Source organism: Serinicoccus sp. JS2-9 (genome assembly GCF_059025165.1).
In genome coordinates this window covers 685425-699625 of record NZ_CM180091.1, presented here as the reverse complement: position 1 = coordinate 699625, position 14201 = coordinate 685425, and the positions used below count along the sequence as shown (strand labels likewise).

The following is a 14201-nucleotide window of genomic DNA, read 5'->3' as shown; positions in this document are numbered from 1 at the left end:
TCCATGACCTGTGAGGTATGCCGTTGACCGCCCTGCTCTGGCTCCGTCGCGACCTACGCCGTGGTGACCATCCGGCGTTGCTCGCCGCGCGCGACGCGGGCGGGGACGAGGGCATCGCCGTGCTCTTTGTCGTCGACCCGGGCCTCTGGGAGCGAGGCGGTCCGGTCCGGCGAGCCTGGCTGACGGCGAGCCTGGAGGCCGCGAAGGAAGACTTCGACGGGCGGCTGGTCATCCGCCACGGCGACCCGGCGGAGGTCGTGCCTCAGGTCGCCGCCGAGATCGAGGCGGGCTCGGTGCACGTCACCCGCGAGGTCACGCCCGCCGGGGTACGCCGCGACAAGGCCGTCCGGGACGCGTTGCAGGACAAGGACATCGAGTGGGTGGAGACCGGCACGCCGTATGCCGTCGGCCCCGGCCTCGTGGTCAACGGCAGCGGCGACCCCTACAAGGTCTACACCCCCTTCCACCGCGCCTGGCACGAGCACGGCTGGCCCGAGCCCGCGGCATACCCGAGGAAACTCGACCTGCTCGACCTCGACAGCCATCAGAAGGCGCTCGACCTGCTGATGAGCGCGTTGCGTGAGGACGACCTGCCGACGATGCCGGAGGCGGGAGAGAAGGCCGCGCTGCAGCGCTGGCGCGACTTCCGCGACGAAGCGCTCGACGACTACGACGGCGACCGCGACAAACCCGCGCTCGACGGGACGAGCCGACTGTCGCCATACCTCAAGATCGGCGCGATCCATCCGCGCACGATCCTGGCCGACATGGCGTCGAAACGGTCGCGGGGAGCCCAGACCTTCGAGCAGGAGATCGCCTGGCGCGAGTTCTATGCCGACGTGCTCGCGCAGAATCCGCGCAGTGCCTGGTCGGACCTGCGAGATGCGTTGTCCGGCATGCGATATGACGAGCCGAGCGACGCGATCGAGGCGTGGAAGGAGGGGCGCACCGGCTTCCCGATCGTCGACGCCGGCATGCGGCAACTGCTCGAGACGGGCTGGATGCACAACCGGGTGCGGATGATCACGGCGAGCTTCCTCACCAAGGACCTGCACGTGTGGTGGCCGACCGGCGCGCGCTGGTTCCTGGACCGGCTGGTCGACGGCGACATCGCGAGCAACAACCACGGCTGGCAGTGGGTCGCCGGGACCGGCACCGACGCCTCGCCCTACTTCCGCGTCTTCAACCCGATCACGCAGGGCGAGAAGTTCGACCCGACCGGTGACTACGTGCGGCGCTGGGTGCCCGAGCTGCGGCACCTCTCCGGCAAGGCGGCGCACCAGCCGTGGAACGCGGACGACGGGTATGCAAGCGGCTACCCCGAGCGGATCGTCGACCACGCTGAGGAGCGCAAGGAGGCGCTGAGCAGGTATGACGCCGCCCGCGGCTGAGTGAGGCCGGCGCCTATGCTTCCGCCCATGGCGGGCGAGGCGCAGGTCGTCGTGCGGTGGGCGCCGCTGGACGAGCTGCCGCAGCAGGATGATCTGCTGACCCGCGACGAGCTGGCCCGGCGGGACCGGATGGCCGATCCCTTCGGAGCGCGCTGGGCGCGGGGGCGGGCCTTCGTGCGGGTGAGCCTCGGGGAGTGGCTGGGATCTGAGGCGGCGGCGGTGGGGCTGACGGCGGACGAGCTGGGGAGGCCGCGGCTCGCCGGCGCGCACGGGGAGGGCCGGGAGATCTCGATCTCCCACAGCCGCAGCGTGATCGCCGTCGCACTGGGGTCGCGGCGGGTGGGACTGGACGTCGAGGATCTGCCGAGCATGCGCGACCTCGTCGGCGTCGCCGGGGTCGTCGCGAGCCCGCGCGAGCTGGCCGAGCTGCAGCAGGTCGACCAGGAGCACCCGCACCTGCTGCCCGAGATCTTCCAGCGCTGGTGGGTGCGCAAGGAGGCCGTGCTCAAGGCGCAGGGCACCGGCTTCTGGGCCGACGCGCAGCAGGTCGAGGTCGGGGTGCACTTGGCCGCGCCGCCGCGGCCGTGGCACGTGCACGACCTCGGGGTGGTCGGTGCTGGCACGGCGATGGCGCTGGCGACGGAGGAGCCGCGAGCCCGGGTGGACCTACGGGCCTGACCGGCGATGGGTCCCTCGACCCTGGACCCTGTCAGAGGCCTTGTGTAGCGTGCTGAGGGCAGGCCCAGGCAGGGAGCGTGAGGGTCCGACAGGGGTGCAGTGGGCTGCGCAGGGACTGTGCGGCAGAGGTGCAGGAAATCACGAAGGAGTGACCCATGACGACGACGATGTCGCAGGACGGGACCACCACCGTGCCGGGTCTGGGAGAGACGCTGGACGCACGGGTGTGGCAGCAGGTGCAGCGGGTGCCGGACGCGGTGGCGGTCCGGCACCAGGGGGTGACGACGAGCTATGCCGAGCTCTGGCGCCGCTCCGGGCAGTGGGCGCACGCGCTCCAGGAGCGAGGCGTCGCACCCGGCAACCGGATCGGCGTATGCCTCCCGCGCACCCCAGATCTGCTCGCCGCCCTCCTCGGTGTGCTCCGCGTCGGCGCGGCCTACGTCCCACTGGACCCGGGCTACCCGCGGGAGCGGACGGCATACCTCGTCGCCGACTCCGCGGCCGCCGTCGTGATCTGCGCCGAGTCCACCGCTGACGTGCTCGGGGACACGCTGCGGCTGCTGCCCCCGGCGCCGGACGCGCCGGCGCTCGCCGCCGACGCTGCCGGACGCGCCCAGCCCGACGATCTGGCCTACGTGATCTATACCTCCGGCTCGACCGGGGCGCCGAAGGGTGTGGCCATCGAGCACGGGCACACGCGGAGCCTGCTGGAGTGGGCGCACGCGACCTACGACGAGCACGACTGGGCGGGGGTCCTCGCGAGCACGTCGGTGTGCTTCGACCTGTCCGTCTTCGAGATCTTCGCGACGCTCGCGGTCGGCGGCGGCCTCGTGCTCGTCGACTCGGCGCTCGAGCTGGGCTCGACTCCCGACCGGGCGCACGTCCGGCTGGTCAACACCGTGCCCCCGGCGATGCGGATGCTGGTGGCCGAGCACATGGTCCCCGAGGGTGTCCGCACCGTGAACCTCGCCGGTGAGCCGCTCCCGCGGCGGCTCGCCGACGCGATCTATGCGCTGCCGCACGTCGACCGGCTCTTCAACCTCTACGGACCGAGCGAGGACACGACCTACTCCACGTGGTCGCTCGTGCCCAGGGCCGATGACCGGGAGCCCACGATCGGGCGACCGCTGCCTGGCACCCGCTGCTATCTGCTCGACGAGCAGCGTCGCCCGGTCCCATCGGGCGAGACGGGGGAGCTGTGGCTCGCCGGCGCAGGCGTCACCCGGGGCTACCTCGGGCGCGACGACCTCACCGCCGAGCGCTTCGCGCCCGACCCCGCGGTCCCCGGTGAGCGGATGTATCGCACCGGCGACCTCGTCCGCGAGCGCCCGGACGGGGAGCTGGAGTATCACGGCCGCGTCGACCACCAGGTCAAGGTGCGCGGCTACCGCGTCGAGCTGGGGGAGATCGAGAGCACGCTGCAGCAGCACCCCGGCATCAGCGCCGCCGCCGTCGACGCGCGCCGGGTGGGCGCCGAGGCCCGGCTCGTCGCCTTCCTCGAGGCCCAGGACGACGAGGCGGCGACTGGTGCGCTGGCGCGGGTGGCCGCGCGGCTGCCCGACTACATGTATCCCGCGGAGACCGTGCTCCTGGAGCACCTGCCCCGGACGCCCAACGGGAAGGTCGACCGGGCGGCGCTGCCGCAGCAGGTCGGCACGCCACGGCGCGTCGAGGGAGAGCGCGCGCAGACCGTGCAGGAGCGGCTCGTGACGCAGCTGTCTGCCGAGGTGCTGGATCTGCCGGAGGCCCCTCCGGTCGACGTCAGCTTCGCCTCGCTCGGCGGCAGCTCGCTCACCGCCGCGGCGGTGCTGCACCGCCTCGCGGCACGGACCGGCGCCCGCGTCGGGCTGGAGCACTTCCCGGTCAGGAGCACCGCGCGCGAGCTGGCCGCCACGCTCGAGGGCGTCGAGGCGGTGCCCGAGCAGCCGCTGGAGGCAGCTGGGGCTACGGAGTTCCCCGCGTCGCCGCCGCAGGCGGAGTTCGCGGTGCTCGACGCGCTGACCGAGGGCCAGACCGGCATCAGCGTGATGTCGGTGCACGCGCGGGTGGACGCGGTGCTCGACCACGCCCTGCTGCAGCAGGCCCTCGACCAGCTCGTGGTTCGGCACGAGGCGCTGCGCGCCGCGGTCGTCCCCGTCGCCGACGGCATCGTCTGCCGGGTCCAGGCGCCGCAGCCGGTGCCCCTGCGCAGCGTCCCAGACCTGGACGCGCTGCACGCCGCAGCACGATCTCCCCTTTCCCTCGAGCAGGGCCGGCTGGTCGAGGCGATGAGTTGCGTCCAGGGTGGCGAGCACCACCTGCTCGTCCGGGTGCACCACGCCGCGTGCGACGGGTGGTCGATCGGGGTGATCCTGCGTGAGCTGGCCCAGCTCTACCGCGCGGCCGAGGACGGCAGCGAGGCGCCACCCCCTCCGCCGGTGAGCTATCCGGCGGTCGCGCAGTGGCTCGCGGCCCGCGGGGCGGAGCACCGCGAGCGGGTGCGAGCCTATTGGCGGTCCCGGATGGCCGGGGTGAGCGCCGAGAGCGCTCTGCCGCCGACCGCCACTCCGGCCGCGCCGGGTCGACCGCTGGCCGGGGGATACGTCCGGATGCCGATCCCCGCCGACGTCATGGACGACCTCGACGCCGCGGCGCGCCAGGCCGGGCTGACGGCATACAGCCTGATCAGCGCGATGACCGCGATCCGCCTGCACCGGGAGACCGGCGAGCGCACCCACGCCTTCCGCGTGCCGGTGAGCACCCGGCGCCACCCGGCGATGGAGTCGATGATCGGGCCCTTCATCGAGACCGCCCCAGCCCGGGTCGACCTCGACGGCGACCCCACGGTCCGGGAGCTCGCCGGGCAGGTCGCGCACCACGCGCTGCGCGACCTGGAGCACGCCTGGACCGGCATGGGCGACAGCGGGACGCTGCCGGCGCTGCGGCGCGACGCCGACGGCGCGCACGTCGGCGGGCTGCTCGTCGCGGTGCAGAACTACGGCCGGGCCGAGCACACGGAGCAGGGCCGGCGGTGGTCCTACGCCTGCGAGCCGGACAACGGCGGCTCCAAGCTCGACCTCAGCTTCTTCTGGGAGCTGGGCGCACCGGACGGTGCGGTGCTCGGGGTCGAGTTCAACGCAACCCGTCACGACGCCGCCGGAGCCCGCGGCTATGCCCAGCAGCTGCTCGGCCTCCTGCGCCAGGCGTTGGACGACCTCGACGCCCCCGTCTCGACACTGTGCCTGAGCGGCCCGGAGGACCGGCGCGCGCTCGCCGAGCTCGACGCGGGGCGACTCGTGGAGCCGCTCGACACGGTGCGCGACCGGGTGCTGCGCGCCGCCCGCCGCGCCCCGCGGCAGGTTGCGGTGGACTGTCCGCGGCGGGGGCCGGTCACCTACGCCGAGCTGGTATGCCGTGCCGACGTCGTGGCCCGCGAGCTCCAGGACGCGATCGGCGACCGGGAGGGGCCGGTCGCCGTCGCGGCGAGGCGGGGCGCGGACGTCGTCGTGGGTCAGCTTGCGGCGTGGTGGGCCGGGAGGGCCTACCTGCCGTTGGACCCGGCTCACCCACCGGCACGGCTCGAGACGATCCTGCACGACGCGGGAGCGGTGGCGCTGGTCACCGACGACCTGCTGGGCGAGGAGGTGGGAGCGTGGCTGCCGCGGTGCCGCGCCTGGGTGGCCCGTCCTTCCGGGGACGGCTCCAGCGGGGGACCGGACCGGGAGGCAGGACCCGGCGGAGCGCAGACCTCGGGCGCGGTGGTGGAGACCGACGCCCAGCTCCCGGAGCCGCTGACGCCGGCCGGGCTGTCTGACCTCGCCTACCTCATCTACACCTCGGGCTCCACCGGCACGCCCAAGGGGGTGCGGGTCGGGCACCGGGCGCTCGCGTCCTTCCTAGACGCCATGACCGAGGTGCTGCCGCTGACCGCCGACGACGTGGTGCTCCACGCCACGACGCCGTCCTTCGACATCTCCGGCCTGGAGACCTGGCACGCCCTGGCCGCCGGGGCGAGGGTCCTCCCGGCGACCGAGGCGCAGGTCGTGGACGGCTTCGCGCTGGCGGAGCGGATCGACACCGGCGGCGCGAGCGTCGTGCAGCTGACGCCCTCTGGCTGGACCGTCTTGCTGGACTCGGGGTGGGACGGGGGCGGCTCCGGGGCGGTCCGGGCGCTCATCGGGGCCGAGCCGGTGCCACCCACGGTGGCTGCCCGGCTGCTGCCGAGGGTGGATGAGCTGTGGAACGTCTACGGCCCCACCGAGGCGACGATCTGGGCCTGCGCCCACCGCATCCGCACCGAGGACACGACCGGCCCGCGGGTGCCCGTGGGGCGGCCGCTCGGGCACGCGCACGTCCACGTGCTCGACCACGGGGGACACCCGGTGCCGGTTGGGACGCCTGGCCTGCTGCACCTGTCGGGGCCGTGCCTGGCCGACGGCTATCACCGCCGCGACGAGCTCACCGCTGCCGCCTTCACGACCGGCGCGCACCTGCCGGGCACGCCGCGGATCTATCGCACGGGCGACCGTGGGCTCCTCCGGGCCGACGGGTTGATCGAGTGCCTGGGGCGCACCGACAACCAGGTCAAGGTGCGCGGTGTCCGCATCGAGCTGGAGGAGGTCGACCAGGCGCTGCGCTCGGTGGCCGGTGTGGCGGCCGCGACCTGCGCGGTAGCCCAGCTCGGCGACGCTGCGAGCATCCTCGTCGGCTACCTCGTGCCCGGCGACGCCGCACCGGACGACGAGGAGATCACCAGGCAGCTGCGCCGCACCCTGCCGGCGGCGATGGTGCCTACCCTCCTGCAACGCCTCGACACCCTGCCGCTCGGGCCGAGCGGCAAGGTCGACCGGGCCGCGCTGCCGGCCGTCGAGCTGGAGGCCGCGGCCGACGACAGCCCGATGAGCGAGCTGGAGGAGCTGGTCGCCGACATCTGGGCCGAGCACCTTCCGGTCGGCCGGGTGGGGTCATCGACCAGCTTCTTCGACTCGGGAGGGCACTCGCTCACTGCCACCCGTGTCGTCGCGACGCTGCGCGCCGAGCTCGATCTCGACCTGCCCGTCGCGACGATCTTCCGGCGGCCTCGGCTGCGCGACTTCGCGCTCGAGGTGGAGCACGCGCTGCTCGCCGAGGAGCAGGGGCAGCCCGGATGACCACGCAGACCAGCGCCGTCGCCGACCGGGTCAGGCTGGCGCGGGAGCGCCGGGCCGCCCGTGCCGCGGAGAAGGCTGGCGCGAGTGTCGACGGGAGCACAGCCGGGAATGACGGCGCGGGAGCAGGTGCCGGTGGGAGCGCGGGCGGCAGCGGTTCTGGGCGCCCGGGCAGCGGCGAGAGCCCGCTGCGCCGGACACCGACGATCATCCCGCGTCCTGACCTCCCGGTGCGCCTCTCCTCCGCCCAGCGACGGATGTGGTTCCTGTCGCAGCTCGAGCCCGACTCCACGGCATACCTCATCCCGGTCGTGCTCGACTGCCCGCCTGGTGTCGACGCGATGCGGCTGCGGGCGGCGTGGCTTCGCGTCGTGGCGCGGCACGACGTGCTGCGGACCAGGTATGCCGTCGGCGAGGACGCGAGCCCCGTCGCGGTCGTCGACACCGAGCCGGACACCTCGGCGATCGAGGTGCTGGCCGGCGATGCCGAGGAGCTGACACGAGACTGGCTCACGACCGGCTTCGACCTGGCCGCGCAGCAGCCCTGGCGGCTGCGGCTCGTGCACCGACCCGACGGCCGTCTCCGGCTCGCCGCGGTGCTGCACCACATCGCCGCCGACGGCTGGTCGGTCGCGACTGCGCTGGACGACCTGGTGCGCGCCTATCGCGGCGAGGCGCTCAACGATCCGGACACCCCGGCGCTGCAGTTCAGCGACCTCACCCGCTGGCAGCACGAGCACCCTCCGCCGGCGGCAGCGCTGCAGCACTGGGTCGACCACCTCCGCGGCGCGCCCGCGCTCACCGACCTACCGACCGACCGCCCTCGCCCGGCCGTCGCCGATCCGACGGGGGCCAGGGGTTCTCAGGAGTGGTCGGAGCAGGAGGGCGCCGCGCTGCTGCGGGTCGCCCGCCGCGCGGGCACGACGCCCTTCGTGGTGCTGCTGACCGCCCTGCACCTGGTGCTGAGCCGGTGGACCGGCACGGCAGACACCGTCGTCGGCACCCCCGTGGCGGGCCGCGAGCTGGCCGAGTCGGAGCGGCTGGTGGGGTGCTTCGTCAACACCGTCGCGCTCCGGCTCACCAGCGACGAGCACGAGCCCGTGGCCGACCTGCTGCGCCGGGCGGCCGACGTCGCGCTCGACGGGCTGACGCACCAGCAGGTGGGCTTCGAGGACGTCGTCGAGGCGCTGGACTGCCCCCGCGACGTGGCCAGCACCCCGATCTATCAGGTCTCGCTCACCGTCCACACCGAGCCGGGCCCCGGGCTGGCGCTGCCCGAGGGCGCGGCGACCTGGGTCGACGCGCTGCCGCCGGTGGCCAAGACCGACCTCGGGCTGCACGTCGCCGGAGACGCCGTCGCCCACCACGGGGGCGGGGGGACCGGGCTGACCGTCTCGGCGACCTATCGCACCCGGCTCTTCGACGAGGCCACGGTGGTGCGACTGATGGGGCACCTGCGCCAGCTCGTGCTCGAGCTCGACCGCCATCCCGGGAGCGCGGTGGGCGATCTCACCATGCTCACGCCGCAGGAGCAGCAGGCGCTGCCGGAGGCTGTCGGGGCCGGCCCGTCGACACCGGCGCTCGCCGGGTCCGACCTGGGCACCGTGATCCGGGCCGTCGCCGCGGAGCACCCCGACCGCCCGGCGGTGCGGGAGGCACGACGCACCTGGACGTATGCCGAGCTCGTCGCCGCCGCGGACGTGGTCGCGGCAGGGCTGCAGGCCGACGGCGTGGGGCGGGGTGATCGCGTCGGCCTGCTCACCGAGCGCTCCGGGCACTTGGTCGTGGGCATGCTGGCCACGATGTCGGTCGGCGCCGCGTATGTGCCGCTCGATGCCCTGCACCCCGACGACCGGCTGGCCGACCTGGCACGGGCCAGCGGTGCCCGCCTGGTGCTCGGCGAGCGGCACCTCGCCGGGCGGGTGCCCGCCGAGATCCCGTGGCGCGAGCTGACCGGGACCGACGTGGCCGGGCGCGGCGAGGCCACCGATCTGACCGAGCGGCCGGCGTCGCGCGCCTCGACGCCGCCCTCGCCGCCGCAGGAGCGTCCATCGCTTCCGACCGTGAGCAGCGACGACGACCTCTACCTGCTCTTCACCTCCGGCACGACGGGCCGACCGAAGGGGGTGCCGGTGACGCACGGGGCGCTGCTGGCCTACCTCGCCGGGCTGGGCGAGGTCGCCCCGATCGAGCCCGGGTGGACCTGGGCCATGATGAGCACGCCGGCGGCCGACCTGGGCCTGACCAACCTCTTCGGCGCCCTGACGACCGGCGGGTGCGTCGAGCTCCTCGGCTACGAGGAGGTGACCGATCCCGACGCCGTCGCCGGGCGCTTCACCCGGCAGCCGGTCGACGCGATGAAGCTCGTGCCGAGCCACCTGTCCGCCCTGCTGGACGTCCCGGACCCCCGTGCCGTCCTGCCGCGGCGGCTGCTGGTGCTGGCCGGAGAGGCCTGCCCGTGGGAGCTGGTGGCCAGGGTGCGGCAGCTCGCACCGGACCTCGCGGTGCACAACCACTACGGCCCGACCGAGACCACGGTCTCGGCCATGGCCCACCCCGTGCCCCTGGGGCCGCTGCCCGCCGAGAGCGGCACGGTGCCGCTCGGCCGACCCTTCCCGGGCACGCGCGCGCACATCCTCGACGCCGTAGGGCGGCCGGTGCCCGACGGCGTGGCGGGCGAGCTGGTCCTCGCCGGGCCCACGGTGAGCCGTGGCTACCTCGACCTGCCCGAGCAGAGCGCGCGGCGCTTCATACCCGAGCCGCTGCCCGGCCCTGGCGGGCGGGCCTACCGCACCGGCGACCGGGTGCGCCGCCGCCGCGACGGCACCGTCGACTTCCTGGGCCGTCTCGACGACCAGGTCAAGATCCGCGGCTACCGCGTCGAGCCGGGGGAGGTCGCGGCGGTGCTGCGCAGCCACCCGCGGGTCGCTCAGGCTATGGTGCTCCCGCGGGCTCGCGCCCGCGGCGACCTGGAGCTCGTCGGCTACGTCGTCCCCGTGGCGCAGACCTCGCCGCCTGCGCTCGGGGACCTGCGGGAGCACCTGCGCGACCGCCTGCCCGAGCACCTGGTGCCCGCCGCGCTCGCCGTCGTGCCCGAGATCCCGTTGACCGCGAACGGCAAGGTGGACCGGGCAGCCCTGCCCGACGTGGTCGCCGGGGTCGATGCCGGGGAGGCGGACCAGCCGCTGGCGCCGGGAGCGCAGTCGCGCGTCGGAGCCGCCTTCTGCTCCGTGCTGGGGCTGCCCGCGGTCGGTCCGACCACGAGGTTCTTCGACGTCGGCGGCGACTCCTTCTCCGCCGTCCGGCTGGCGCGCACGCTCGGGTCTCCCGTCTCGGTCGTCGACGTCTTCCGGCACCCGAGCGTGGCCGAGCTCGCGGACCGGATCGAGACGACGAAGGAGGAGACCGGGGGGCCGACCCTGCTGCGACGGCTCGACGCGCATCCGGGGGCCACCGTCCACGTCGTCTGCGTGCCCTACGGCGGCGGCAGCCCCGTCACGTTCGCCCCGCTCGCCCAGGCGGTCGGTCACGACGTGGCGGTGCACGGGGTCGACCTCCCGGGTCACGACCCGGGGCGGGCCGGTGAGGCGCCGCGCGCGCTGGGAGAGGTCGCCGACGACCTGGCCGCCGAGATCGGTGAGCTCGACGGCGACGTGGTGCTCTACGGGCACTGTCTCGGGGGAGCGCTGGCCGCCGAGACGGCGCTGCGGTGCGAGGCGGGCGGCATACCCGTCCTGGGTCTGGTCGAGGCGGGCACCTTCCCTGCGGCACGCCTACCCGGCCGCGTGGCGCGCCTCGTCGACCGGGTGATGCCCACCGATCGCTGGCTCTCCGACCGCGCCTACCACGACATGCTGCGCTCGCTGGGCGGTTTCACCGACGTCGACCGGGCGGACCGGCAGTTCCTCGTGGCGGCGCTGCGGCACGACGCCCGTGAGGCGGAGGACTACTACACGCGCAGGTATGCCGCACTCGAGTCCACCGGCGACGTCCCCCGGCTGCGCGCGCCGGTCCTGTGCGTGGTGGGCTCCAAGGACCGCGCCACCGAGCTCTACCAGGAGCGCTTCGCCGAGTGGGGCGACTTCTCCGACGACGTCAGCCTGCGGGTCATCGACCGCGCCGGGCACTACTTCCTCAAGCACCAGGCCGACGAGCTGGCGGAGGTCGTCGAGGAGCACGTGCGGGCCTGGCGGGCGGGAGATCGTCCGCGCACCGAACCACCACCTGGTCCCGCCGCACGCACCTCGACCTTCCTCTGGGTGGCGATCACCCAGCTGCTGTCGATGCTCGGCACCGGCCTGACCAGCTTCGGCCTGAGCGTCTGGGTGCTGCAACGGACCGGGTCGGTCACGTTGTTCTCGCTCATCATGGTGCTCGCCAGCCTGCCCGCGATCGCGCTGCTGCCGGTGGCGGGGGCGCTCGCCGACCGGGTCGACCGGCGACGGGTGATGCTCGTCGCCGACGGCGTCGCCGGGGCGTCCACCGCGACCCTCGTGGCGCTGCTCGCGACGGGGCGGCTGGAGCTGTGGTTCGTCTTCGTCTTCACCACGGTCGGTGCGGTCGCCACCGCCTTCCAACGACCGGCCTACCTCGCTGCGGTGACCCAGCTCGTGCCCAAGCGCTACCTGGGGCAGGCCAATGGGCTGGTGACGCTCGGGACCTCCGCCGGGGACCTGGTCGCGGCGCTGGTCGGCGGCATCCTCGTCGGAGTGATCGGCCTGTCGGCCGTGGTGGCGGTCGATGTCGTCACCTTCACGATCGCCTTCGTGGTGCTGCTCCGGGTGCGCTTCCCGGACCGGCTCTGGGTGCGTCAGGAGGAGACGTTCCGCGCCGAGATCGCCGGTGGGTGGCGCTATCTCACCCGCCGCCGACCGCTCGTGGTGATGGTCGTCTTCTTCGTCGTCTTCAACTTCCTCTTCGCGCTGCCGCTCGTCCTGACCATGCCGTTGGTGCTGGCCGAGCACCCGCCGCAGGTGCTGGGCGCGGTCCTGGCGGCCGGCGGTGTCGGGGCCGTCGTCGGTGCCGTGCTCATGGCGCTCTGGGGCGGCACGGAGCGGCGCGCGATCGGCATGGTGGGCGGGACCGCGGTGCTCGGGGTCGGGGTGATCCTGCTCGGGCTGAGCCCGTCCGCGTGGGTGCAGGGTGGTGCCAACGCCGTCATCTACGGCGCGCTGCTGGTGCTCAACGCGCACTGGCTGGCGCTCATCCAGACCAAGGTCGGGCTGGACCTGCAGGGGCGGGTGCTCTCGATCAACCAGATGCTCGCGATGTCGACGATGCCGCTGGGCTTCCTGCTCGCGGGGCCGGTCACCAGCGCGCTCGCGGGGGCGCGGGAGGGGTGGCTCGGCGGCGTGGCCGACGCGCTGGGGCACCGGGACGCGGCCGCGCCCTCGGCCCTCGCGCTGCTCTGCGTGGGGATCGTGATCACGCTCTGGGGTGTCGCCGGCCTGTTGCACCGCCCGCTACGGCGGCTGGAGGACGGGCTGCCCGACGCCATACCGGATGCGGTGCTGGCCGACGGCAAGGACGACGTGCAGGCCCAGGCCGACGCACTCCTCGCCGAGCACCTGGCGGAGGGAGGTGCGGGCGGGCGGCGCCGCCGACGGCGGGGGCGGCACCGGGTCAGTCGGTGAAGGCCTTGGCCAGCGCGATCATGCGCGCCCGGAAGTCGTCGCTCGCCGGTGCGTGATCGGCGGCCCAGACGGCGTTGAGCACGAGCCGGACGAAGGTCCACGCCCGCACACGGTCCTCGTCCAGACCAGCGGCCTCGGCGACAATGTCGGCCCTGAGGCGCGCGTGGACGCGCAGATTGCTCGCCCGGGCCGCCTCGTCGGCGCGGTTCCAGACGACGGGAGCGACGGCATACCCCCACTCCGCGGCGAGCGGCTTGGGGTCGATCGCGAGCCAGGCGGCGCGCGCGGGATCGACCGGGGCGAGCACGTTGAGGTCGTGCAGGTCCTCGTGCACGAGGCGCGCGGGCGCGTCGTCGGAGAGCAGGGCAGCGAGGGTCGCGCCTGCCTGCTCGGTGAGGCGGCGGGGCACGAGCGGAGTTCCCTCGGTGAGCTGCCGCGCCCACCGGGCGGCTCGATCGGCGACGGTGTCGAACTGTGGCGTCGCCGGCCGGTCCAGCTCGCGCATGAGCTGCCCGACGACCTCGCACGCCTCGAGGAGGGGTCGGCTGCGCAGCTCGGCGGTGGAATCCAGTCGCTCCAACAGGAGCGCGCCGACAGCGGGGTCGGCGGCGAGCAGCCGCACCGCCCCGCGGCCGTCCCAGAGGCGCAGCGCGAGGTGCTCGTGCCGCGCCTCCGCATGCGGCCAGGTGAGCTTGAGCGCGGCAGCCTCGCCGGTATGCCGCAGCACCGGCACGACGAGCGCGCACTCTCCGTGGCGGCTGGGCTCGGCGGTGTCGAGCGAGAGGTCCCAACGGGCGAGGCTGTCGTCGACGAGCTGGGGGAGCGTGGCGAGCCAGGCATCGCCGCTGACCGGCCGCTGCGGTCCCGCACGGCGGGCGAGGCCGGTGAGGAGCTCGTCCGCGGGGCGTCCCGAGATGGTCGCGACGAAACTCGGCGGCACGAGGTCGGGCATCGGTCGAGCGTAGATGACGGCATGGGGAGGTGCTGCAGGGGCGGTCGTGCCCGCACGGGTGTCGTTGCAGGTCAGCGGGTATGTCAGTGCCGGGTGGTTGAGTGTGTTCATGGAGCAGACGGGTGGGCAGGGGCGGGACCTGGTGGACCCTTGGTCGCCCCAGGCTCGTGCTGCTGCGGGGCCGTTGCCGTGGCAGATGAAGACGGCTGTTGCGGAGCTGCGAGCGGCGGCCGAGTCAGGGCCTCCGGGACGAGGCGAGGGGTCGGGGTGGCTGGAGGCGATCTTCGCCGCCGCGCGGGGCCGGTGGGGCGACGCCGCGTCTACCGGCGTGGCTGGTGCGGACCCGTGGCCCGATGCCTGCGGCGCCGATGCCGACCCGGCATCGGAGAGCGCCGCGGAGGGCGGTGCTGACCTCGGCGCC

The 14201-nt window shown here is 74.3% G+C and carries 5 protein-coding genes; 4 read left to right on the top strand and 1 reads right to left on the bottom strand.

All coding sequences use genetic code 11. The features are described 5' to 3' along the window. Positions 1-23: 23 nt before the first annotated feature. From AC5PYY_RS03480 to AC5PYY_RS03465, 4 genes are all read left to right on the top strand, one after another. Entirely contained in the window at positions 24-1391 is a 1368-nt protein-coding gene (locus AC5PYY_RS03480) for a cryptochrome/photolyase family protein (protein WP_493899319.1), read from the top strand. A 27-nt stretch (positions 1392-1418) separates the two neighbouring features. Then, complete coding sequence (locus AC5PYY_RS03475; RefSeq protein ID WP_493898411.1) at positions 1419-2069, top strand: 4'-phosphopantetheinyl transferase family protein; 651 nt, start codon at positions 1419-1421, stop codon at positions 2067-2069. Positions 2070-2224: 155 nt separating this feature from the next. Beyond that, positions 2225-7198 (top strand): amino acid adenylation domain-containing protein, encoded by a 4974-nt coding sequence (locus tag AC5PYY_RS03470; protein ID WP_493898410.1) that lies wholly within the window; start codon positions 2225-2227, stop codon positions 7196-7198. Beyond that, the gene (locus tag AC5PYY_RS03465) at positions 7195-12828 is read left to right on the top strand and encodes a non-ribosomal peptide synthetase/MFS transporter (RefSeq protein WP_493898409.1); all 5634 of its coding nucleotides are present in this window, start codon (positions 7195-7197) and stop codon (positions 12826-12828) included. Before AC5PYY_RS03470 ends, AC5PYY_RS03465 begins: the two co-directional genes overlap by 4 nt. Here the strand turns inward: AC5PYY_RS03465 and AC5PYY_RS03460 are convergent. Beyond that, positions 12818-13780, bottom strand: coding sequence for an aminoglycoside phosphotransferase family protein (locus tag AC5PYY_RS03460; RefSeq protein ID WP_493898408.1), 963 nt, complete (start codon positions 13778-13780; stop codon positions 12818-12820). The two genes, AC5PYY_RS03465 and AC5PYY_RS03460, sit on opposite strands and share 11 nt — an antisense overlap. Positions 13781-14201 lie beyond the last annotated feature (421 nt).

Excerpts from the sequence above, each read along its gene's own strand:
- AC5PYY_RS03465 (WP_493898409.1), top strand. The coding sequence starts at position 7,195 with ATGACCACGCAGACCAGCGCCGTCGCCGACCGGGTCAGGCTGGCGCGG.
- AC5PYY_RS03460 (WP_493898408.1), bottom strand. The coding sequence starts at position 13,780 with ATGCCCGACCTCGTGCCGCCGAGTTTCGTCGCGACCATCTCGGGACGC.
- AC5PYY_RS03470 (WP_493898410.1), top strand. The coding sequence starts at position 2,225 with ATGACGACGACGATGTCGCAGGACGGGACCACCACCGTGCCGGGTCTG.
- AC5PYY_RS03475 (WP_493898411.1), top strand. The coding sequence starts at position 1,419 with ATGGCGGGCGAGGCGCAGGTCGTCGTGCGGTGGGCGCCGCTGGACGAG.